Source organism: Amycolatopsis sp., from assembly GCF_036008905.1.
Lineage (GTDB): Bacteria > Actinomycetota > Actinomycetes > Mycobacteriales > Pseudonocardiaceae > Amycolatopsis.
In genome coordinates this window covers 23,369-45,186 of the sequence record NZ_DASYMU010000028.1, presented here as the reverse complement: position 1 = coordinate 45,186, position 21,818 = coordinate 23,369, and the positions used below count along the sequence as shown (strand labels likewise).

Below are 21,818 nucleotides of genomic sequence, written 5' to 3'. Positions count from 1 at the left end.
GGGAGTTCGGCGTGACGATCGAGTTCAAGGGTGTGACGAAGAGGTATCCCGACGGCACGGTCGCCGTCGACAACCTCAATCTGACGGTCGAGGACGGCACGATCACCGTGTTCGTCGGCCCGTCCGGCTGTGGCAAGACCACGTCGCTCCGCATGATCAACCGGATGATCGAGCCGACTTCGGGCACCGTGCTGCTCGACGGCAAGGACATCCGCGACTCCGACCCGGCCCTGCTGCGGCGTGGCATCGGGTACGTCATCCAGCACGCCGGGCTGTTTCCACATAGGACGGTCCTGGACAACGTCGCGACCGTCCCGCTGCTGACCGGCTGGGACAAGGCGAAGGCCCGCAAGCGCGCGGCCGAACTGCTCGAGACCGTCGGCCTGCCCGTGGAGCTCGGCAAGCGCTACCCGGCACAGCTTTCCGGCGGCCAGCAGCAGCGTGTCGGCGTCGCCAGGGCACTCGCCGCGGATTCGCCCGTGCTGCTGATGGACGAGCCGTTTTCCGCGGTCGACCCAATCGTCCGCGAGGAGCTGCAGGACGAGCTGCTGCGGCTGCAGACCCAGCTCGGCAAGACGATCGTGTTCGTCACCCACGACATCGACGAAGCCGTGCGGCTCGGCGACAAGGTCGCGGTGCTGCGGGTCGGCGGGGTGCTCGCGCAGTACGGCACGCCTTCGGACGTGCTCCGCCACCCGGTCGACGACTTCGTGGCGTCGTTCGTCGGCAAGGATCGGGGCTATCGCGGGCTTTCCTTCCTGTCCTCGAGCGGGGTCGAGGTGAAAAACGCCGACACCGTGGAAATCGGCGGTACGCTCTCCGGGCCGAACACCGGCTGGCTGATCGTGGTCAACGCCGAAGGCCAGCCGCGAGGCTGGCTCCCGCCGGGCTCCACAGTGGAGGGACCGCTCGCCGAAGAGCAGCTCGTCGCCGGTGGATCCCTTTACCAGCAAGGAACTCCGATCCGCGGCGCGCTCGACGCCGCATTGTCCTCACCGGCCAGTCTCGGCGTGGTCGTCGACGAAGCCCACAAGGTGGTCGGGGTGGTCACCGCGCGGCAGGTGCTCGAAGTGATCGAAGGGCAGCCGCAGAGTTCGGCGCTCTGATGGGCGACTTCTTTTCGGAGCTCGGGGCCTACCTGAGCAGCGCCAACAGCCGTTCGGAGATCCTCGGCGACCTGCTCGAGCACAGCTACCTCGCGTTGCTGCCGTTGGTGCTGGGCATCGTGCTCGCCGTCGCGGCGGGCTGGCTCGGGCAGCGGTGGAAGATCGCGCGCAGCGTGCTGCTCGTGGTGTCGAACCTGCTGTACACGATCCCGTCGCTGGCGCTGTTCGTGGTGATCCCGGGCATCATCGGCTCGAAGATCCTCGACAGTGTCAACGTCATCGTGGCGCTGACGATCTACACCACCGCGTTGCTGGTGCGCCCGGTGCTCGACGCGCTCGACGCCGTGCCGCCGCATGTCGTCGCGGCCGCCACGGCCGTCGGCTATCGCCCCGCGGCGCGGTTCTTCGGGGTCGAGCTCCCGCTTTCGGTTCCCGTGCTGGCGGCCGGAGTGCGGGTGGCGGCGGTGAGCAACATCAGCCTGGTGAGTGTCGGCGCGCTGATCGGCACCGGTGGGCTCGGCGTGCTCTTCACCGACGGGTTCCAGCGGGAGTACTTCTCGCCGATCGTCGTCGGGATCGTGCTGACGATGCTGCTCGCGCTCGTCGTCGACCTGCTGCTGGTGTATCTCCGGAAACTGCTGACGCCGTGGGAACGCGCGACGACCAGCAAGAGCACCGTGAAGGTGGCTGCCGCATGATCACCGGCCTGCTGAACTGGTTCGGCGACTCCGCCCACTGGCAGGGCGCCGACGGTATCCCGACCCGCTTGCTCCAGCACCTCGGCTATACGTTGCTGGCCCTGGTCATCGCGCTGGTGATCGCTGTGCCGCTCGGGCTCTATGTCGGCCACACCGGCCGCGGCGGGGTGATCCTGGTCGGCGCCGGCAACACGATCCGCGCGCTGCCCACTCTCGGCCTGGTGACGTTCCTCTTCCTGATCTTCACCGAAAGCGAGACGGCGACGATCATCGGCCTGGTCGTACTGGCCGTGCCGCCGATCCTCGCCGGGACGTACGCCGGGCTCCAAGCGACGGACAAGGGTGTCGTCGACGCGGCGGAAGGCGTCGGCATGACCGGCTGGCAACGGCTGTGGAAGGTCGAGGTACCCATCTCGCTTCCGTTGGTACTGGGCGGAATCCGCAACGCCGTGCTGCAGCTCGTCGCCACCGCGGCGGTGGCCGCCTACGTCGGTCTCGGCGGTCTCGGCCGCTTTCTGCTCGACGGACTCGCGGTGCTCGACTATTCGCAGGTGGTCGCCGGGGCGATCCTGACGACGCTGCTGGCGATCGTGCTGGACCTGATCCTCGCCGCCGTGCAACGCGCGCTCGTGCCCAAGGGAGTGCGGCTCGCCGCGGCGGCCGCGTCCGGGAAGACCGTGATCGTGGGGGGAACGGCGTGAAGAAGCTGACGACCTTGCTGGCCGGTTTCGCTTTGCTGGCAACGGCTTGTGGTAATCCGCTGGCCGGGGGAGCCGAAGGCGGGGCGACCGGGGACATCATCATCGGCGCCTCGGACGTCGGCGAAAGCCTTCTGCTGGCCCAGATCTACGCCGGCGCGCTGCGCAACGCGGGCGCGGAGAACGTCAAGGTCCGGCCGCCGGTCGGGAGCCGCGAAGTCGTGGTGAAGGCGTTGCAGGACAAGTCGCTTTCGGTGGTCCCGGATTACAGCGGCAACCTGCTGCGGTACTTCGACAAGGAAACCGAGGCAACGACCTCGCAGGACGTCTACGCCCAGCTCAAGCAGAAACTGCCGGCCGGGTTCGAGGTGCTGGACCAGGCACCCGCGGAGGACAAGGACCTGCTCGTCGTCCGCAAGGACCTCGCCGACACCGGCGTGCGCACGTTTTCCGATCTCGGCAAGCGGTGCGCGGATTTGGTGATGGGCGGTCCCGGTCAGTGGAGCACGCGCTGGAAGGACAAGATCAAAACACTCTACGGCTGTGAATTCAAGGAAATACGGACCACTGACACCGGTGGTCCGGTCACCGTGGCGGCGTTGAAATCCGGTGACGTCCAGGTCGCCGATTTGTTCAGCACTTCGTCGACCATCACCGCGAACGGATTCGTCCCGCTGACCGACGACAAAAACATGTTCCCGGCGCAGAACATCGTGCCGCTCGTCGCCAAGGGCACGTTGTCGCCGCAGGAAACCGACGCGCTGAACCGCACGTCGGCGGCGCTGACCACCGACAAACTGACCGAACTCAACGTGCAGTACAGCGAGAAGAAACGTAACGCGCTCGACATCGCCGAGGACTTCCTTCGTGACAACGGCCTGCTCGCGCGGACCTAGCGCTAGAGGCGCTCGAACGCCGGGCGCGCAGACGTGCCCGACGATCACTCCGTCTTGTACGGCCACAAGGGACAGTGGCGCGATCAGATCGCCGTCTTCACGGAGTTCGCCTACTAAGCGTGCTTCGACGACCTCCGCGTCCGGTTCGGTCCGGCTCCGGAAAGCGGCGGTGTGTACCGCTGCGATTGCGTCGGCGTCCGCCGGGATTTCCTGTCGAACGAGCATGCGCCCAGTCTCCCCGAGCCGTCTCGCATGGTGGCAAACCATTTCCGCGGTGCCCGGAGCGCTACTTTCGTAGGCGGCCATTCGAGTACTCTTTTTCGACAGGAATGCGACACCGAGGCAGGCAACCGGTCACGATGTGTCGGCCTTCTTCGTTACTCGGTGCGCCGGTCGGCTCAACAAACGACTAAAGATGGCGCCTGAACGGCCCTGTGCGGGTATGACTTCGCCGTTCCCTACCGTTTTCCCTGCTTATAGGCAAGATCTTCCTTCGCGGCAGGCCCGGACTTACTCTCAGCACCACGTTCGTGGCTGGACGTGCTTCCCACCCCCCGGAACACCCCTAGTGGCGCGGCGAATCAACACGGTTCGCCGCGCCAACCCTGCCTAGGAGGAAATTGACCGTGCGTAATTCTGCTGGAATCAAAAGACGATCGGTGGCCGGATTCGGCCTCGCCGCGGCCGTTGCCGCGCTGGCCGCGTTGGGCACCACCGTGCCCGCCTCGGCGGCCGAAGGCGCGATCGTCGGTGCCAATACCGCTGACGCCGTCAGTGGCAGCTACATCGTCGTGCTGAAGGACGGCACCTCGGTGGCGGACACCGCCAAGAGTGTCACGTCCAAGCACGGAGGCACGGTCAAACGGACCTTCGGCTCGGTGAAGGGCTTCGCGGGAGCGATGACCGAAGCGCAGGCGAAGCGCGTCGCCGCCGACCCCGCGGTGGCTTACGTCGAGCAGGACAAGGTCATGCGCACCAGCGTCGACCAGCTCAACCCGCCGTCCTGGGGGCTCGACCGCGTCGATCAGCGTGACCTGCCGCTGGACAGCAAGTACAGCTACTCGACCACCGCGTCGAACGTGCACGCCTACATCATCGACACCGGCATCCTGACGACACACTCGACGTTCGGCGGCCGGGCTGTCTCCGGCTACGACTTCGTCGACAACGACACCAACGCCACCGACTGCAACGGCCATGGCACGCATGTCGCCGGCACCGTCGGCGGCTCGCAGTACGGTCTCGCCAAGGGTGTGAGCCTCACCGCTGTCCGGGTACTGGACTGTGCGGGCTCCGGCACCACGGCGGGCGTCATCTCCGGTATCGACTGGGTGACGGCGAACGCGATCAAGCCCGCCGTGGCGAACATGAGCCTCGGTGGCGGTGCGTCGGCGACCCTCGACGCCGCCGTGCAGCGGTCCATCGCCGCGGGCGTCACCTACGGCCTGGCCGCGGGTAACGACACCGGCGCCAACGCCTGCAACACCTCGCCCGCCCGCACCCCGCAGGGCATCACCGTCGGCGCGACGACGAACACCGACGCCCGCGCCAGCTACTCCAACATCGGTACTTGCCTGGACATCTTCGCGCCCGGCAGCAGCATCACTTCGTCGTGGATCGGCAGCACCACCGCCACCAACACCATCAGCGGCACCTCGATGGCGACCCCGCACGTCGTCGGCGCGGCGGCGCTGTACCTCGCCGACCACCCGACCGCCACGCCGCAGCAGGTCCGCGACGCGCTGGTCGCCAACGGCACGCCGAACAAGGTGACCAACCCGGGCACCGGCTCGCCGAACGTACTGCTCTACACCGGCACCGGTGGCACCACGCCGCCGGCTCCCACCTGCACCACCGTCACCAACGGCACCGACGTGGCCATCCCTGACGCCGGCGCCGCCGTCACCAGCTCGGTCACCGTGGCCGGCTGCACCGGAAACGCTTCCGCGTCCTCCAAGGTCGCCGTGACCATCATCCACACCTACATCGGTGACCTGGTCATCGACCTGGTCGCGCCGGACGGCACCGCCTACCGGCTGAAGGGGTCGAGCAGCGACTCGACGGACAACCTCAACACCACCTACACAGTCGGCCTCTCCAGTGAGGTCGCGAACGGCACCTGGGCCCTGAAGGTCCAGGACGTCGCCGCCGTCGACACCGGCCGGATCGACACCTGGTCGCTGACCGTCTAGTTCCCCGCTGAAGTGCCACCATGGCCACCTTGGTCGCGTTCAACGCGACCAAGGTGGCCATGGTGGCGTTGCGGGCTGGATACGCTGCGATCATGCAACCTGGACCGCCGTACCAGCCGGGGCCGACCGGAGGTTTCCCCCAGCAAGGCCAGCAGGGCTACCCGCAACAGGGCCCGCCACCGCAGGGATATCCGCAGCAGGGACAGCGTTATCCGCCTCCTGGCTACGTGCCGCAGGGTTATCCGCAGCCGGGGTTCCCGCCGAAGAAGTCCGGGCCTGGCGGTGGCGTGATCGCGCTGATCGTCGTGGCCGCGGTGCTGGTGGTCGCCGGACTCGGTGTCGGCGGATACTTCCTGTTCCGCGATTCGGACAAGAGCGGCTCGTCCACGGCGTCGCCGTCCAGCCAGGCCCAGCCTTCCGGCCCGCCGGACAAGTACGTGGCGCTACCCGTGTGCACCACCATCGGCGACAAGCTGACCGGGCTGCCGTCGCTGACCACGTCCGGCCCGGAACCGGCCAGCACCTCGAACCCGGACATCACGATGTCCCGGAGTAGCTGCACCTGGAACGAGACGGGCAAAGCGTCCGGAGTCGTTAGTTTGGTTCTGTCGGCCTCGAAGCAGTCCGGCTCCGGTGCGGGGGAACGCAGTGCGAAGGCCGGATTCGAGACGGCCACGGAAAAGAACTCCGAACCGATCTCTTCGCTCACCACCGCGACGAAGGCCGCTTACGTCGATACGCCCGCGGCACACCAGTGCTCGGTGCGCTTCTACCAGGGCAACATCGAAGCGGAGATCATCGCCGGGAGCCCGAGCCCTTCGCAGGTCGACAAGCCGCGCTGCCAAGCGAACGCGTTGAAGCTCGCCGAAGCCGTCTCCGAGTCGATCAGCTGAGATGTCCGACCTCGAGTTTTACGCGAATTTCCTTACCCGGCAACAGAATTTGGGCGTCGGGAAGGGTTCGGCGGCTCTCGTCGTCCACGTGGCCCGTGGAGGCGCCGCGAGTGCTCCAGAACGAGTACGGCGAATTTCCCGCGCGGGTGACGTTCGAAGATCTCGCTGCCGAGCTCGCGCTGTCGGGACGATCCGTGGTCCGGACCCCTGGGGTGATCCGCTGGAATTGGAGCGGTGCGCTGGGTTGCTGACAGAGGCTGGAGCCCGTATCCCCGCAAAAAACTGAAGGGACCTTTCGTACGAATGATTCGTACGAAAGGTCCCTTCAGGCAAACGGGACAGTTACTCGAAGGCCTTGGCGATCAGGGCCTTCTGCTCGACTTCGTGCACCTTCGACGAGCCTGCGGACGGAGCGGCCATCGGCCGGCGGGCCGCGACCTGAAGCTTGCTGAGCACCTCCGGGAACTTACGGGGCAGGTTGAGCCCGAAGAACGGCCATGCGCCCTGGTTTTCCGGCTCCTCCTGGACCCACACGATCTCCGAAGCGTTCGTGAAGCGCTCGAGCGCCGCGACGAGCTTCTTCTTCGGCAGCGGGTAGTACTGCTCGACCCGCACGATCGCGACGTCGTCCGCTTCGCGCTTGGCGCGCTCGGCGACCAGTTCCCAGTAGAGCTTGCCCGAGGTCAGCAGCACCTTGCGAACCTTGGCCGGGTCCACCTCGACGTCGTCGATGACGGACATGAACTTCGTCTGGTCGGTGAAGTCCTCCACCGTCGAAGTCGCGGCCTTGTTGCGCAGCATCGACTTGGGGGTGAAGACCACCAGCGGGCGGTTCACTCCGTCGAGAGCGTGGCGGCGGAGCAGGTGGAAGTAGTTCGCCGGGGTGGACGGCACCGCGACGGTCATCGAGCCCTCGGCGCACAGCGCGAGGAAGCGCTCGATACGCCCGGACGTGTGGTCCGGGCCCTGGCCTTCGTGGCCGTGCGGCAGCAGCAGCACGACGTCGGAGACCTGGCCCCACTTGGCCTCACCCGACGAGATGTACTCGTCGATCACGGTCTGCGCGCCGTTGACGAAGTCACCGAACTGCGCTTCCCACATGACCAGCGCCTCGGAGTTGGCCACCGAGTAGCCGTACTCGAAGCCTACGGCCGCGTACTCGGACAGCGCCGAGTCGTAGATCATCACGCGGCCCTGCTCTTCGGCCAGCGTCGTCAGCGGCGAGTACTCCTGACCGGTCTTCCGGTCGATGAGCACCGAGTGGCGCTGGGTGAACGTGCCGCGTCGCGAGTCCTGGCCGGACAGCCGCACGAGACGGCCTTCCATCGCCAGTGAACCGAACGCGAGCAGCTCGCCGAACGCCCAGTCGATGCCGCCTTCGCGGGACATCTTGTGCCGCCGCTCCAGCACCGGCTTGACGCGCGGGTGGGCGGTGAAGCCCTCCGGGGTGTTGAGGAACGCGTCGCCGATGTGCTCGACGACGCCGCGCGTGACGGCCGTCGGCACCTTCGCCGGGACCTGCTGCTCCTCTTCGACCGAGGGGCTCGCCTTCGCCGGGTGCTTCTCCAGCTCGCGGACCTCGTTGAAAACGTGCTCGAGCTGGCTCGAGAAGTCCCGCAACGCGGCTTCGGCCTCGTCCACGGAGATGTCCCCGCGGCCGATCAGCGATTCGGTGTAGGTCTTACGCACCGAGCGCTTGGTGTCGATGATGTCGTACATCGCCGGCTGCGTCATCGAGGGATCGTCACCCTCGTTGTGGCCGCGGCGGCGGTAGCAGACCAGGTCGATGACGACGTCCTTGTGGAACGCCTGCCGATAGTCGACGGCCAGCTTGGCCACCCAGTGCGCGGCTTCGGGGTCGTCGCCGTTCACGTGGAAGACGGGCGCGGCGATCATCTTGGCGACGTCCGTCGCGTACTGCGAGGAACGCGAGTGCTCCGGCGCGGTGGTGAAGCCGACCTGGTTGTTGATGATCAGGTGCACGGTGCCACCGGTGCGGTACCCGCGCAGGAGCGCCAGGTTCAGCGTCTCCGCGACCACGCCCTGCCCGGCGAACGCCGCGTCGCCGTGCATCAGCAGCGGCAGCACGGTGAAGCCTGAGCCACCCTTGTCCAGGAGGTCCTGCTTGGCCCGGACGATGCCTTCGAGCACCGGGTCGACGGTTTCGAGGTGCGACGGGTTCGACGCGAGCGAAACCTTGGTCTCGCCGTCGCCGAACATCCGGAAGTACTTGCCCTCGGCGCCGAGGTGGTACTTGACGTCACCGGAGCCGTGCGCCTGGCCGGGGTCGAGGTTGCCCTCGAACTCGCGGAAGATCTGTGAGATCGGCTTGCCGACGATGTTCGCGAGCACGTTCAGCCGGCCGCGGTGCGGCATGCCGATGACGACCTCGTCGAGCTCGGCCTCGGCGGCCTTGTCGAGCACGGTGTCGAGCAGCGCGATCGCCGTCTCGCCGCCTTCGAGCGAGAAGCGCTTCTGGCCGACGTACTTCGTCTGCAGGAACGTCTCGAACGCCTCGGCCGCGTTCAGCTTCGACAGGATGTACTTCTGGACGGCCGTGTCGGGCTTCTCGTGCGGAACCTCGACGCGGTCCTGGATCCAGCGGCGCTCGTCCGGGTCGAGGATGTGGGTGTACTCGATCCCGACCGTGCGGCAGTACGAGTTGCGCAGGACGCCGAGGATGTCGCGCAGCTTCATCCGCTCCTGGCCGGCGAACCCGCCGACGGGGAACTCGCGGTCGAGGTCCCACAGCGTCAGGCCGTGCGAGAGGACGTCGAGGTCCTCGTGGCGGCGCTGGCGGTAGTTCAGCGGGTCGGTGTCGGCCATCAGGTGGCCGCGCATCCGGTAGGCGTCGATCAGCTCGATGACGCGGGCGGTCTTGTCGACCGCGCCTTCGGGGATGTCGGCGACCCAGCGGATCGGCTCGTACGGCAGGCGCAGCGAGGTGAAGATGTCGTCGTAGAAGCCGTCTTCACCGAGCAGCAGCTGGTGGATCAGCTTCAGGAACTCGCCGGACTCCGCGCCCTGGATGATGCGGTGGTCGTAGGTCGAGGTCAGCGTCATGATCTTGCTGATGGCGAGGTCGACCAGGGTCTTCTCGCTCGTGCCCTCGAAGGCCGCCGGGTACTGCATGGCGCCGACGCCGATGATGGCGCCCTGGCCCGCGGTGAGCCGCGGCATCGAGTGGTTGGTGCCGATCCCGCCGGGGTTGGTCAGCGAGATCGTGGTGCCGGCGAAGTCGTCGGCGGTGAGCTTGTTGTTCCTGGCCTTCTTGACGATGTCCTCGTAGGCCTGCCAGAACTGCAGGAAGGTCATGTTCTCGGTGGCCTTGATGGAGGCCACGACGAGGGTACGGGCGCCTTCCTTGCCCTTCATGTCGATCGCGAGGCCGAAGTTCACGTGCTCGGGGGTGACCGAGAACGGCTTGCCGTCGACCAGCTGGTAGTGCCGGTTCATGTTCGGGAACTGCTGGAGCGCCCGGACCATGGCGTACCCGATGATGTGGGTGAAGGAGATCTTCCCGCCACGGGTCCGCTTGAGGTGGTTGTTGATGACGATGCGGTTGTCGGCCATCAGCTTCGCCGGGACGGCGCGCACGCTGGTCGCCGTCGGCACGGTGAGCGAGGCGTCCATGTTCTTCGCGATCGCCGCGGCCGCGCCGCGCAGCTGCTTGCTCTCCGGACCGTTCGTCTCCGCGGCCTTCGCCGGGGCGGCTGCCTTCGCCGCAGCGGGCTTCGCCGGAGCCGGGGCCTTGGCGACGCCGTTGCTCGGCTTCGCCGCCGGGGGCGCCGCCTTCGGGGCCGCGGCTGTTTTCGCGGGGGCCGCCCCAGCCGGAGCAGGCTTCGAGGGGGCCACTTGGCCGTTCCCGGAGCTCACTGCCTGGTCAGGGGACTTTTCCTGGGAGGACTGAGCTGACTGCGTCGGCTTGTAGTCCGCGAAGAAGTCGTGCCATGCGGCATCTACTGAGGAGGGGTCGGCGAGGAACTGGTCATACATTTCCTCGACTAACCACTCGTTTGGGCCGAACTGTGACGCAGGGCTGCTGCTGGACACGGCTTGGACTCGCCTCTATCCGTCTCGATCTTGAGGTTCGCTGATGCGCCTACCAGGCTAACCCCCTCCGCTTTGGCCGTGTGATCGAACTGGTCACTGTGAGGCGTGGCGCACTAAGGGATCGCTCACTTCCTCGATACAGAAGGTGCCTGGACGACCGGTGCCCGATGCTGGAACCTGGACGGAACCGGGCGGCCGCGACCGCCGTCAATAGGTAGGAGCACGAGGGGGCGCCAGTGGCTGACTTGGGGGACGTCGAGCGGATGGTCGATGACCTGGAACGGGACGCGGTCGAGAAATCGCGGCGCTACCAGGCGATGCAGGCGCAGGTCGAGCAGATCTCCATCACCGAATCGGTGGCCGGCGGGGCGGTCAGCGTGACCGTCGGGCACAACGGGCTGCCGACCGACATCAAGATGACCGACGGCGTCCGCCGGATGAACCCGGACGAGATCGCCGCCAATGTCATGCGCGCGCTCCAGAAGGCGCAGTCGAAGTACCCGGAGCGGATGCGGGAGATCGTCGCGGAAACCGTCGGCGACGACAGCACCACCCGCCACATCGTGGCGACCGCGGACGAGAACTTCCCGCCGCCACCGGTCGAAGAACCCGAGGTGGCCCCGCAACGCAAGCTGTTCGAGGCCGAAGAGGAGCCGCCGCGCCGGCCGCCGGCCGCGCCGAGGCGGCCACCCGGGGATGACGACGACGGGGACTTCAGCGACGAGTCGTTCCTGCGGCGCGACTGACACCGACAACGAGGGGGAACTCATGGCGGACGGTTACGAAGTACTCGGCGGCGAGCTGGGGATCCACGCGGGGAAGATCGACGGCTTCGCCGACCGGCTGCGGACGGCTGTCGACGCCGCGCGGCAGGTGAGCATGGACAACTCCGCGTACGGGGTGATCTGCCAGCCGTTCGCGCTGATGCTCGACCCGTTCGAGCAGATGGGCGTCCAAGCGCTGCAGACCGGTTCGGACTCGGTGGACGGCACCGCGGGCAAGATCCGCGACGCCGCCACGGCGTACCAGGCCAGGGAAGACGCGACCGCCGAAGCGATCACGAAGGCGGGGCCGGTCGATGCCTGAGGGGAACCCGCTCGTCGCGCAGTCGCAGTCGCAGACCACCGGGGTGACCGGGATCGGCATCCTCGAGTCGGCGAATGACCTGGCCTCGGGGGTCAAGGACGGTTCCTGGGTCGAAGGCGGTCTCGGCGCGGTCGGGGTCGGTCTCGAAGTCCTGTCGATGGTCGTGGACCCGATCGGCACACTGGCGCAGTACGGCGTGTCGTGGCTGATCGAGCACGTGCAGCCGCTCAAGGAATGCCTCGACTGGCTGGCAGGCGACCCGCCGGTGATCCAGTCGTTCTCCGACACGTGGGCGAACGTCGCCGCGGAGGTCACCGCGATCAGCGGGGACATGGCCAACGAGGTCAAGAACGGCACTTCGGGCTGGTCCGGTGCCGCCGGCGACGCCTACCGAGGGGAAGCCGCCGAGCAGACGGACGCACTGGCGGGCGCCGCTTCGCTCGCCGACGGCATCTCGACCGGCGTGATGGTGATGGGCCAGGTCGTGGCCGCCGTCCGCGAAACCGTACGCGATCTCATCGCCGAACTGGTCGGGAAACTGATCACCTGGGCACTGGAGGCTGCCTGCACGCTCGGCTTCGCGACCCCGGTGATCGCGGCGCAGGCGACGACGGCGATCACCGGCGCGATCTCCAAGGTCACCACCTTGATCCGCAAGCTGATCAAGACGATCTCCAACGTGGGGCCGAAGGTCAAGAAGATCGTCGACAAGCTCGGCGAGATCATCGAAAAGCTGTCCAAGCTGGCGAAGAAGCTGGGGAAGGGCGACGGCGGCACGGTCCCGTCGTCCGCTGCCCGCAAGGCGGACGCTCCGAACGTCGACGCTCCGACGACACCGTCGAGCGCGCACACCCCGGACGGGAGCACGACGCCGTCCTCTGCGAAGGGCACCGACAGCCCGGACACGACCTCACCGTCCAAGGCGGACACCACGAGTCCGTCGAGCGGTGGGCCGGACAGCTCAGGCACGCCCAGTGGCTCGAAGGGTGACACGCCCCCTTCCGGCTCGCCCACCAAGGATCATCCACTCGCGAAGGATGCGAAAAACCCGCAGGCAAGATCACAGGAACCGATCGGGCGGTGCGGCCGCAGAGAACCCATCGACATGGCTTCCGGTGAGATGTTCCTGGTGCAGACCGATGTCGAGCTCCCGGGAATACTGCCTGTGGTCCTGCAACGGGTACACGTGTCTTCCTATCGTTCGGGGCGGGCGTTCGGGCCGTCGTGGGCGTCCACTTTGGACCAACGTCTGGAGATAGGCGGAGACAAGGTTTACTACGCCGGGCCGGACGGCGTGATCTTGGTCTACCCGTTACCCGGACAGGACGGAGACGAAGTTTTCGCGGTAGCCGGTGCTCGCTGGCCACTTGCCCGCAGCACCGATGGCGGTTATGTGATCAGACAGCCGCAGGCCGAACGTACCCTGCATTTCCGTGCGCCGCGTGCCGGTGTCGCCGGCATTTCGGCGGTGGCCGATCGCGGGGGCAATCGGATCGATTTCGAATACGGCGAGAACGGGATGCTCGGCACGGTACGACATTCGGGCGGCTATCGGATCGACGTCGATTCCGACGGTGGCCGGATCACCGAACTTCGGCTCGGCAATCCTTCCGGCACTGACGTGACATTGGTCCGTTATGGCTACGACGCAGCTGGGCAACTGTCCGAGGTGATCAACTCCAGCGGTCGCTCTCTGCGATTCACCTATGACACCGACGGCCGGATAACCAGGTGGGAAGACCGGAACGGCCAGTGGTACGGCTACACCTACGACGCGGACGGCCGTTGTGTTCGCACAGACGGCTCAGGTGAAGCGCTCGCGGGGATTCTCGAATACGACGTCGCCAATCGGCTGACTCGTGAGACCAACTCGATGGGCCAAGTCGCTGTCTACCACTTCAATGAGTTGCGGCAGCTGATCCGGCAAGAGGATCCACTCGGCAACGTGACGCTGTTCGCTTGGGATCCGTACGGCATGCCGACGACCGAGACGGACCCGCTCGGACGGACGACCCGCTTCCGCTACAACGAAAGCGGAGATCTGATCGAGGTTGTCCGACCTGACGGCAGGCGGTCGACCGCGTCGTACGACCCGCACCACCTTCCCCTTGTCATCACTGATCCCGACGGTGGTGTGTGGAGACGGATCTATGACGAAACAGGCAACACTGTCGCTGTCGTAGACCCTTCGGGTGCGACGACCGGCTATGGGTACCAGGACGGCCGGTTGGTTTCGGTCACCGATCCCCTCGGCGCTGTTCGTCGTGTCGAAACAGATGCGGCAGGGTTGGTATTGGCCGTTGTCGATCCACTCGGCGAGACCACCAGGTACACACGCGACGCGTTCGGGAGGATCGTCACGGTGGACGATCCGGTCCGCGGTGTCACCCGCATGACGTGGACGGTCGAAGGAAAACCGCATTCCCGGCAACGTCCCGACGGCTCGGTCGAACAGTGGCGGTATGACGGTGAAGGTAACGAGGTCGAGTTCGTTGACCCGATGGGCAATGTCACCCGTACGCTCACCACACATTTCGACCTGCCGTCGGTCGAAATAGGGCCGCTGGGGGAACGAACCGAGTTCAGGTATGACTCTGAACTGCGGCTAGTCGCCGTGACAAATCCTCAGGGCCTCGTATGGCGTTACGAGTACGATCATGCGGGCCGTTTGATCAGAGAGGTGGACTTCGACGGCCGAGTTTCGACTTTTCGTCACGACGCCGCGGGACAGTTGGTCGAGCGGACGAACGGGGCAGGGCAGACGGTTCGCTTCGAACGGAACCTGATGGGCGAAGTGGTGGCGCGCCGTTACGACGACGGACGCGAGGCGATCTTCGAACGCGACGGTCAAGGCCGAGTGCTCCGGGCGCGGAATGCCGACGCCGACGTGCATTTCCAGCGGGATGCGATCGGCCGTGTGGTTGCCGAGACAGTGAACGGCAGGACTGTCGTGTCGAACTACGACATCGGAGGGCGTCGGACTTCACGCCGGACATCTTCCGGAGTCGAAAGTGTCTGGAGTTACAACACACGCAATCAGCCGGTGTCGCTCCGAGTCGTGGGTCGCACGATGACTTTCGGCTACGACGACGCGGGACGCGAGACCGAGCGGTTGCTTGACACCGGCACCATTCTGGCACAAACCTGGGATGCGAACAGTCGGCTTACCGATCAGACGGTCTCCACCGTCGGAGGTGCCACCGATGCGGATCGGTCACGGCCCCGAGTGTTGCAGCGGCGGTCGTACCGATATCGCGAGAACGGCGTGCTGTCAGAGATCGACGACATGGTGAGCGGACGCCGACGGTTCGCCAGTGATCCCGCCGGAAGGATCGTCGGCGTGGACGGACCTCGCGGGATCGAGCGGTACGCCTACGATGCCGGAGCCAACGTCACTCATGCTTCGCTGCCAGGTTCGGCAGGGGAGATGGAAGGCCCCCGCGCTTATGAGGGAACGCTGATCAGGAACTCGGGTCGCACCAGCTACCGGTACGACCTTCAGGGGCGGTTGGTGATGCGGCGGAAACAGCGTCTTTCGGCCAAGCCGGACGTCTGGCACTACGACTGGGACGCCGAGGACAGACTCGTCGGTGTCGCCACCCCCGGCGGCACGCGGTGGCGCTATTCGTACGATGCGCTCGGTCGCCGCGTCGCCAAGGAACGTCTCTCGCCGGATGGTGGGTCGGTGGCCGAGCGCACCGATTTCGTGTGGGACGGCGTGCAGTTGGCCGAACAAGTGGTGGGTGGTACCCGCGCTACTACCTGGGAGTACGAACCCGGCACTTTTCGGCCGCTCCTGCAGGCCGAACGGGTGCGGATGGCGGCGGCGCCACAACAGTGGATCGATGAACAGTTCTACTCGATCATCGCGGATTTGGTCGGTGCGCCCAGTGAATTGGTGGACGCGACAGGCAACCTGTCTTGGCATGATCAGCGGACGCTGTGGGGGCAGTCCCTGGGCGGATCTTCGCGAACGATCACCCCACTGCGGTTCGCCGGGCAATATCACGATGAGGAAAGTGGCTTCAACTACAACTACCAGCGGTACTACGACCCAGAGATCGGGCGGTATGTGAGCCGGGATCCGCTGGGACTCGACGGCGGCCCGAACCCCGCCATGTACGCGAGCAATCCGACGTCTTGGATAGACCCCCTTGGTCTCATGGGCTGCGGGGACGACGCCGCGGGTGGACCGCCCCGCAGCAGGGAGGAACTGCTGGCGGACGCTCGGGCACAACGGGATCAGCACGCCGCCGATCTCGTGGCGAACACGCCGAAGCGGCAGCGCCCGCCGTCCACGGCAACGGCCGGCTACGACCCGGAGACCGGAAACATCGCAGTCGGCAGCGCACGGCCTCCACACGGCTGCGCCGAGAACGATGTTGCCAACAAGCTTGGTATACCAAGAGACCAAGTGCAGTTCACCGAAGCAGTCCGCCCGCGTACGGGTGAGGAAGTCGAGATCTGCCACAGTTGCCAAGGGACGTATACGCCCAATCAGTTCCCACCCGGTACCAAAGTCAAGAAGGATGGTTCTTGGGGTGTCGATAGGGTGGGCGAATGAATCACCTTGCCAACGCCGTGGTCGAAAGTGTCGAGTGGGCTCGGCTCCGTGGGGGGCCAGGCACCGCCGCAGGTGTGGCCGAAGCGTTGACCGCGCTCGCTGATGCCGAGTCCGAAAAGGACGCTACCAAACACTATTGGCAGATCGACAACACTGTTGTGGTGCAGGGAAGTTTGTACGAGTCGGCGCTGCCTGCCGTCCGGGCCGCGTTCGCTCTGTTGGTTGGTCCGCTCTCGATTGAAGCGCGGTATCGCGTTGTCGAGGTGCTGGTGGAGATCGCCGGTGGCGAAACCGCGCAAGCCGAGGTTGAAGCCGGCAATGCGGATTTGGCCGAGCGATGCAGAGCTGAGCTGCGAGAGGGGCTCTGGTTGTTTTACGGCCTCTTGCTGGATCCCGACGCGAGGATGCGCAAACAGGGGCTCACTGTGCTGGGCTGGCTCGAAGAGAATCCTCAGCGCATCGTTCCGGTGTTGGCCAAGCTCACGCAGCAAGACCCTGAAGAATCAGTGCGTGACGCCGCGCGAGAGCTGATGGGGGAATTCCTCGCCGAGGGCTGAGCGGCGGTATCCATCCGCGAAAGCTGCCGCGGAAAAGCGATGATTGTGCATTTGTCGGCTCTGGCCCGGGAGTCCGTACTGTCCGGGGATGCCGCCGAGTACGCCGAGCTCGTCATTGTCCTGGAGCGCGGGCACGGTTCGATTGCGCTGGACCGCATCGCGGATCCGAAACCGTATGACACGGCTTTGTCCGCCATCGAGGTGCGCGAGTCGGACGACGAAGCTGTGCTCATCTCCGTGGACAGGGAGCGAGAAACACTCGTCGCGCGTGGGCCGAAGCCGCTTCTTTCGGTGCTGGCGGAATTGGTCCGTGATGCCGCAGCCTCCGGCGACCCGGAGGGGCACGTGCATGTCGAGTACTTCCCCGGCCACTTCTACCTGGGTGAAGGTTCCGAATCGCTCACCATCCGGGACGCTCGGTAGCTCTACGGCGGCCCATTTCACCGAGCGGCTGTGGTCGATGACGTAGATGGCTCGGTGGCGCCGATCGCTGTCGTGAGTTCCGGCGAGAGCGCGTAGGGCCGCTCGTCGGGCAGGAGGGAACGCGCCCTTTCGAGGTCGCCGGCCACTACCTCGGAGTGCACGGCCCGCATGTCGGCGGTGACGTCGGTGATGTGAACGGTCCAGTCGTCCACGTATTTGCCGACAGCCTCGCCGCTGAGCCCGATCTGGATCGAGCGGTGCCCGAGTGGGCCGAGATGCAGGTTGCGTTCGGGATCCCATTGGATCCGGACGGGCGAGGAGCGCATGTGTGCTTTCCATGCCTTCTCGTCAGCGTGGACATCGGAGTGGAAGTGGCTCAGTGCGGAATTGGCGAGTGCCCAGTCGAAACCGTCCCGGGTGATGTCGATGGCGAGCACCCGCTCCTGCCCGGGTTTGGCGCCCCAGCCGCAGCGGTACGCCATCCAGAGGAACGACGGTTTGATCCAGGTCATGCGCTCCCGCTTGAACGGCGCGACGAACCTGCCCGCGCGCAGTGCCGCGTCACCGATCTCGGGCGGGTACGCCTGGTAGACGCGGATCGTGGTCTCGGTGTGGACCGCTCGGATCTGTCGCAGGGGTGGCTTCACCGGGGAATCGTCGCAGGAGAGGCCGGGTGGGGCGTACCGGTTTTCCAGCCCCGCCCTCGTGAGTGGCAACAAGTGTTCTAACACTCGTAGCCACTCACGAGCCACCCACCCGGCCGCGCTCTTTTAGCCCAGCGCCCACAGGCGGGCGTAGGAGCCGTTGGCGGCGATGAGTTCGGCGTGGGTGCCTTGTTCGACGATGCGGCCGTGGTCGATGACGACGATCCGGTCCGCGCGGGCGGCGGTGGCCAGGCGGTGGGCGACCACGAAGGTGGTGCGCCTGCGCGCCAGCTGCTCGGTTGCCCGCAGGACGGCGGATTCGGTGGACGGGTCGAGCGCGGCGGTGGCTTCGTCGAGGAGCAGGACGTCCGGGTCGACGAGTTCGGCGCGGGCCAGTGCGACGAGCTGGCGTTGTCCCGCGGACAGCGAGCGGCCGCGTTCGCCGACGGGTTGCCGGAAGCCCGCGGGCAGGGCGGCGACGCCGTCGAGCGCGCCGACCGAGCGGACGGCGGCTTCGACCTCGGCGTCGGTGGCCGACGGTTTGCCGTAGCGGACGTTGTCCGCGACGGTGCCGGAGAACAGGTGCGCCTCCTGTGGCACGACACCCATCCGCCCGCGCAGCGCGCCGAGGTCGTAGTCGCGGATGTCGACGCCGTCGATGCGCACCTGCCCGCCGGTCGCGTCGTAGAACCGTGCGACCAGCTTCACCGCCGTCGACTTTCCCGCGCCCGTGGCGCCGACCAGCGCGATCGTCTCGCCGGGGGCGACGTCGAGGTCGACCCCGGCCAGTGCGAGTGCTTCCGTTCCGGTGTAAGCGAAATCGACGTTCTCGAAGGTCACCGCGCCGTGCAGTTTGGCGGGCACCGGGACCGGGTTCTTCGCCGCGGGCACCGAACTCGGGGTGTGCAGCAGGTCGCCGATACGAGTCAGGCCGACCCGCGCCTGCTGGTAGCCGTCGAACACCGAGGAAAGCTGCTGGATCGGCGAGAAGAACTGGTCGAGGTACAGCAGGAACGCCAGCAGGACACCGATCGACAGCGTCCCGGCGGCGACCCGGTTCGCGCCCGCCACCAGCACCACGGCCTGGGCGATCCCGGAAAGCATGGTCACCAAAGGGAAGTAGGTTGCGATGTAGCGCTGCGCCCGCAGCCGCGAGCGGCGGTAGTCGTCGCTGCGCTGCGCGAAGGCCTCCGCCGAACGCTCCTCGCGGGTGTACGCCTGCGCGACCCGCAGCCCGGTGACGTTCTCCTGCATATCCGCGTTGACCACGCTGACGCGCTCGCGGGCTTCGGTGTACGCCCGCGACGCCAGGCGCCGGAAGATCACCGTCGCCACCGCGAGGATCGGCAGCACGGCCAGCGCGTAGAGCGCCAGCGAGCTGTCGGTGATCAGCAGCGCGGCCGAAATGCCGAAGAGCGTCAGCACGCTGACGACAGCCGTCGAGAGGCCCGTCTGCAGGAACGTCGACAGCGCGTCGACGTCGGTGGTCATCCTGGTCATGATCTTGCCGGACAGTTCGCGTTCGAAGTAGTCGAGGCCGAGCCGCTGCAGATGGGCGTAACTGCGCACCCGCAGCGAATAGAGCACGGTCTCACCGACGCGTGCTGTCAGCTTCGTGTTCATGAAGAGCACGAACCAGTCCGCCGCGATCACCAGCGCGCCGATGCCCGCCGCGATCCACACCGCGGACTCGACGCCCAGCCGGACGCCCTTGTCGACACCCTGCTGGTACAGCGCGGGCAGCGCGATCGCCGCCGCCGCGTCCGCCGCGACCATGAAGATCACCACGAGCAGCGGCCAGCGCACCGGGCGCAGCAGCCCCCACAGCCGGAAGTTCGGATCCGGCGCGGTGACGTCGGTGCCGTCCATCCGCGGGGAATCGACCGCGGGCGGAAGCTTTCTCACCCCTTCGAGAAGTTCTTCGGTCGGTGGAAGATCGAGTCCCGACGAGCCACGCGGGCCGCCTGCCGCCGAGGCGTCGGTGCCGGTGCGCTGCCGGGCGGAATCGGCGAGTTCGTCGATCTCGTCGTGCTCGCCGTCGTCGGGCCAGAGCTCGGGGGTGATCCCGGCCGGGCCGCAGTCGAGGCCTTCGCAGCGGTGGATCTCCTCGACGTCGTCGCCCGGGCCGCCGACCAGCTCACGGAACAGCGCGCAACGGGCTTGGAGTTCCTCTTCGGTGCCGATGTCGACGACTCGGCCCGAGTCCAGCACGGCGATCCTGTCCGCGAGCGACAACGTTGACCGCCGATGCGCGATCAGCAGGGTCGTCCGGCCCGCTGTGACCGACCTGAGCGTGTCGTAGATGGCCGCCTCGGTCGCGGTGTCGACCGCCGAAGTCGCGTCGTCCAGAAGCAGCACGCGGGGATCCGTGATGAGAGCGCGCGCCAGTCCGAGGCGTTGCCGCTGGCCGCCGGACAGCGTCAGCCCGCGCTCGCCGACGAGCGTGTCGTAACCGGCGGGCAGATCCTTGATGAACTCGTGCGCTTCGGCCGCTTTCGACGCGGCCAGGATCTCTTCGTCACTCGCGTCAGGGCGGCCGTAGGCGATGTTGTCGCGGATCGACGAGGAGAACAGGAACGCCTCTTCGAAGACGACCCCGATCGCCCGGCGCAGCTCCTGCTGCTTCACGTCGCGGACGTCGAGCCCGCCGATCGCGACCGAGCCGGTGTGGACGTCGTAGAACCTGGGCAGCAGCAAGGAAATCGTCGACTTGCCGGACCCGGCCGTGCCGACGAGTGCCAGCGTTTCGCCTGCTCTCGCGTGCAAGGACAAGCCGTTGAGCACCGGCTCGGAGCGCGTGTAGCCGAAACGGACGTCGTCCAGCCGGATGTCGAGCGGGCCGTCAGGCAGCGGCCGGGCGTCGGGGGAGTCGCGGACCTCGGGCTGGGCGTCGATGAGCTCGTACACCCGCTCCGCCCCGGCCCTGGTGAGCTGCGCCTGCACGACCAGGCCGGACAGCATGCGGGCCGGGCCGATCAGCGCGGAAACGTACGTCGCGAACGCGAGGAACGTGCCGAGGCTGATTTGCCCGCGCAGCGCGAGAATCCCGCCGACGGCGAGGACCGCGACCTGGCCCGCGGCGGGCAACGCGGCCGTGGTCGCCGTCGGCAACGCGGCCAGCCGCGCGGCGCGAAGGCGCTCGGCGAACAGGGTCCTGGCTGTCTTTTCGAGGTGTGCGACTTCGCGGGTCTCCTGGCCGAAGCCCTTGACCACGCGGACGCCGGTGACCGTCTCTTCGACGTGCTGCGCGACGTCGGCCGCCCGTTGCTGCGCCGACCAGGTGGCGGGGAACAGGCGTTTGCGGCTCGTCGCGATGATGATCGCCACCGCGGGCGTGATCACCAGCGCGATCAGCGTCAGGGTGGGGGACAACCACAGCATCGCGCCCAGCGCGAGCAACGCGAAGATCACCGATCCCGCCGAAAGCGGGACCTGCATCAAAATCCCGGTGACCAGCTGCAGATCCGAGATGGCACGGGACACGACCTGTCCGGTCCGCAGCGCGTCCTGCTTGCCGCCGTCAAGCCGCGACACCGCGCCGAACACGCTCTGCCGAAGGTCGTGCTGGACGTCCAGCGCCAGCCGGCCACCCACGTACCGGCGGACGAACGCCGTCCCGAACGACAGGACCTGCAGCCCGATCAACGCCACCGCGAGCAGGCTCAGCTGCGACGTCTCCCCGGCGACAGCGTCGTCCACCGCGACCTTGACCAGCAATGGTCCCGCCGCCTGCAGCCCGACGCCGAGCACGGCGGCGAACAGCGACAGCACGACAAGCACACGATGGTGCCAGCACGCGGCGGCTAGCCGCCGGATCCAGCCGACCTTCTCCGGCTCGGCTGTCTCACGCGCTGGAACTTCTTGACGAACCCGTGGTGGTGCAGTGGTCACCCCGCCACCCTAGGCGGGGGGTCCGACACTGCGTGGCTCGTGAGTGGCTACGAGTGTTCTAACCCTCGTAGCCACTCACGAGCCACCCACCCAAAGTGCCTTGCCCACCAAGGCTTT

Annotated in this window: 15 protein-coding genes; 11 read left to right on the top strand and 4 right to left on the bottom strand. The window is 66.9% G+C overall.

Translation table 11 applies throughout. The features are described 5' to 3' along the window. Positions 1–11 precede the first annotated feature (11 nt). The 6 genes from VGP60_RS05785 to VGP60_RS05760 all read left to right on the top strand — a co-directional run bounded on the left by VGP60_RS05785 (position 12) and on the right by VGP60_RS05760 (position 6,483). Complete coding sequence (locus VGP60_RS05785) at positions 12–1,106, top strand: ABC transporter ATP-binding protein (RefSeq protein WP_327546812.1); 1,095 nt, start codon at positions 12–14, stop codon at positions 1,104–1,106. Beyond that, positions 1,106–1,804, top strand: coding sequence for an ABC transporter permease (locus VGP60_RS05780; RefSeq protein ID WP_327546811.1), 699 nt, complete (start codon positions 1,106–1,108; stop codon positions 1,802–1,804). Before VGP60_RS05785 ends, VGP60_RS05780 begins: the two co-directional genes overlap by 1 nt. Further along, positions 1,801–2,505: an ABC transporter permease gene (locus VGP60_RS05775; RefSeq protein WP_327546810.1), complete on the top strand. Its 705-nt coding sequence runs from the start codon at positions 1,801–1,803 to the stop codon at positions 2,503–2,505. The genes VGP60_RS05780 and VGP60_RS05775 overlap by 4 nt, the downstream gene beginning before the upstream one ends. A 5-nt stretch (positions 2,506–2,510) precedes the next feature. Further along, entirely contained in the window at positions 2,511–3,398 is an 888-nt protein-coding gene (locus VGP60_RS05770) for an ABC transporter substrate-binding protein (RefSeq protein ID WP_414640295.1), read from the top strand. A gap of 626 nt (positions 3,399–4,024) precedes the next feature. Beyond that, complete coding sequence (locus VGP60_RS05765) at positions 4,025–5,590, top strand: S8 family peptidase (RefSeq protein ID WP_327546808.1); 1,566 nt, start codon at positions 4,025–4,027, stop codon at positions 5,588–5,590. A 20-nt stretch (positions 5,591–5,610) separates the two neighbouring features. Beyond that, positions 5,611–6,483 carry a hypothetical protein gene (locus tag VGP60_RS05760; RefSeq protein ID WP_327546807.1) on the top strand — a complete coding sequence of 291 codons (873 nt, stop codon included), beginning with the start codon at positions 5,611–5,613 and terminating at the stop codon, positions 6,481–6,483. Between the two features lie 342 nt (positions 6,484–6,825). On the opposite strand, the gene VGP60_RS05755 is transcribed toward VGP60_RS05760, so the two are convergent. After that, entirely contained in the window at positions 6,826–10,536 is a 3,711-nt protein-coding gene (locus tag VGP60_RS05755) for a multifunctional oxoglutarate decarboxylase/oxoglutarate dehydrogenase thiamine pyrophosphate-binding subunit/dihydrolipoyllysine-residue succinyltransferase subunit (RefSeq protein WP_327546806.1), read from the bottom strand. A 236-nt stretch (positions 10,537–10,772) separates the two neighbouring features. Here VGP60_RS05755 and VGP60_RS05750 point away from each other — a divergent pair, with 236 nt between their 5' ends. Further along, positions 10,773–11,282, top strand: coding sequence for a YbaB/EbfC family nucleoid-associated protein (locus VGP60_RS05750; RefSeq protein WP_327546805.1), 510 nt, complete (start codon positions 10,773–10,775; stop codon positions 11,280–11,282). A gap of 22 nt (positions 11,283–11,304) precedes the next feature. After that, positions 11,305–11,622: a type VII secretion target gene (locus VGP60_RS05745; RefSeq protein ID WP_327546804.1), complete on the top strand. Its 318-nt coding sequence runs from the start codon at positions 11,305–11,307 to the stop codon at positions 11,620–11,622. Between the two features lie 387 nt (positions 11,623–12,009). Here the strand turns inward: VGP60_RS05745 and VGP60_RS05740 are convergent, their stop codons facing one another. Continuing rightward, positions 12,010–12,288, bottom strand: a complete 279-nt coding sequence (locus tag VGP60_RS05740; protein WP_327546803.1) for a hypothetical protein — start codon at positions 12,286–12,288, stop codon at positions 12,010–12,012. On the opposite strand from VGP60_RS05740, the gene VGP60_RS05735 reads away from it, so the two are divergent. Genes VGP60_RS05735 through VGP60_RS05725 form a run of 3 tightly spaced genes read left to right on the top strand, consistent with a single transcriptional unit; the run spans position 12,269 to position 17,166 of the window. After that, positions 12,269–16,186 carry an RHS repeat-associated core domain-containing protein gene (locus VGP60_RS05735; RefSeq protein WP_327546802.1) on the top strand — a complete coding sequence of 1,306 codons (3,918 nt, stop codon included), beginning with the start codon at positions 12,269–12,271 and terminating at the stop codon, positions 16,184–16,186. The genes VGP60_RS05740 and VGP60_RS05735 overlap by 20 nt on opposite strands. Then, positions 16,183–16,743, top strand: a complete 561-nt coding sequence (locus tag VGP60_RS05730; protein WP_327546801.1) for a hypothetical protein — start codon at positions 16,183–16,185, stop codon at positions 16,741–16,743. The genes VGP60_RS05735 and VGP60_RS05730 overlap by 4 nt, the downstream gene beginning before the upstream one ends. Positions 16,744–16,782: 39 nt before the next feature. Further along, positions 16,783–17,166 (top strand): Imm32 family immunity protein, encoded by a 384-nt coding sequence (locus VGP60_RS05725; RefSeq protein ID WP_327546800.1) that lies wholly within the window; start codon positions 16,783–16,785, stop codon positions 17,164–17,166. A gap of 17 nt (positions 17,167–17,183) precedes the next feature. Here VGP60_RS05725 and VGP60_RS05720 read toward each other — a convergent pair whose 3' ends face one another. Beyond that, positions 17,184–17,813 (bottom strand): DUF4291 domain-containing protein, encoded by a 630-nt coding sequence (locus VGP60_RS05720; protein WP_327546799.1) that lies wholly within the window; start codon positions 17,811–17,813, stop codon positions 17,184–17,186. A 123-nt stretch (positions 17,814–17,936) separates the two neighbouring features. Next, positions 17,937–21,701: an ABC transporter ATP-binding protein gene (locus VGP60_RS05715; protein ID WP_327546798.1), complete on the bottom strand. Its 3,765-nt coding sequence runs from the start codon at positions 21,699–21,701 to the stop codon at positions 17,937–17,939. Positions 21,702–21,818: the final 117 nt, after the last annotated feature.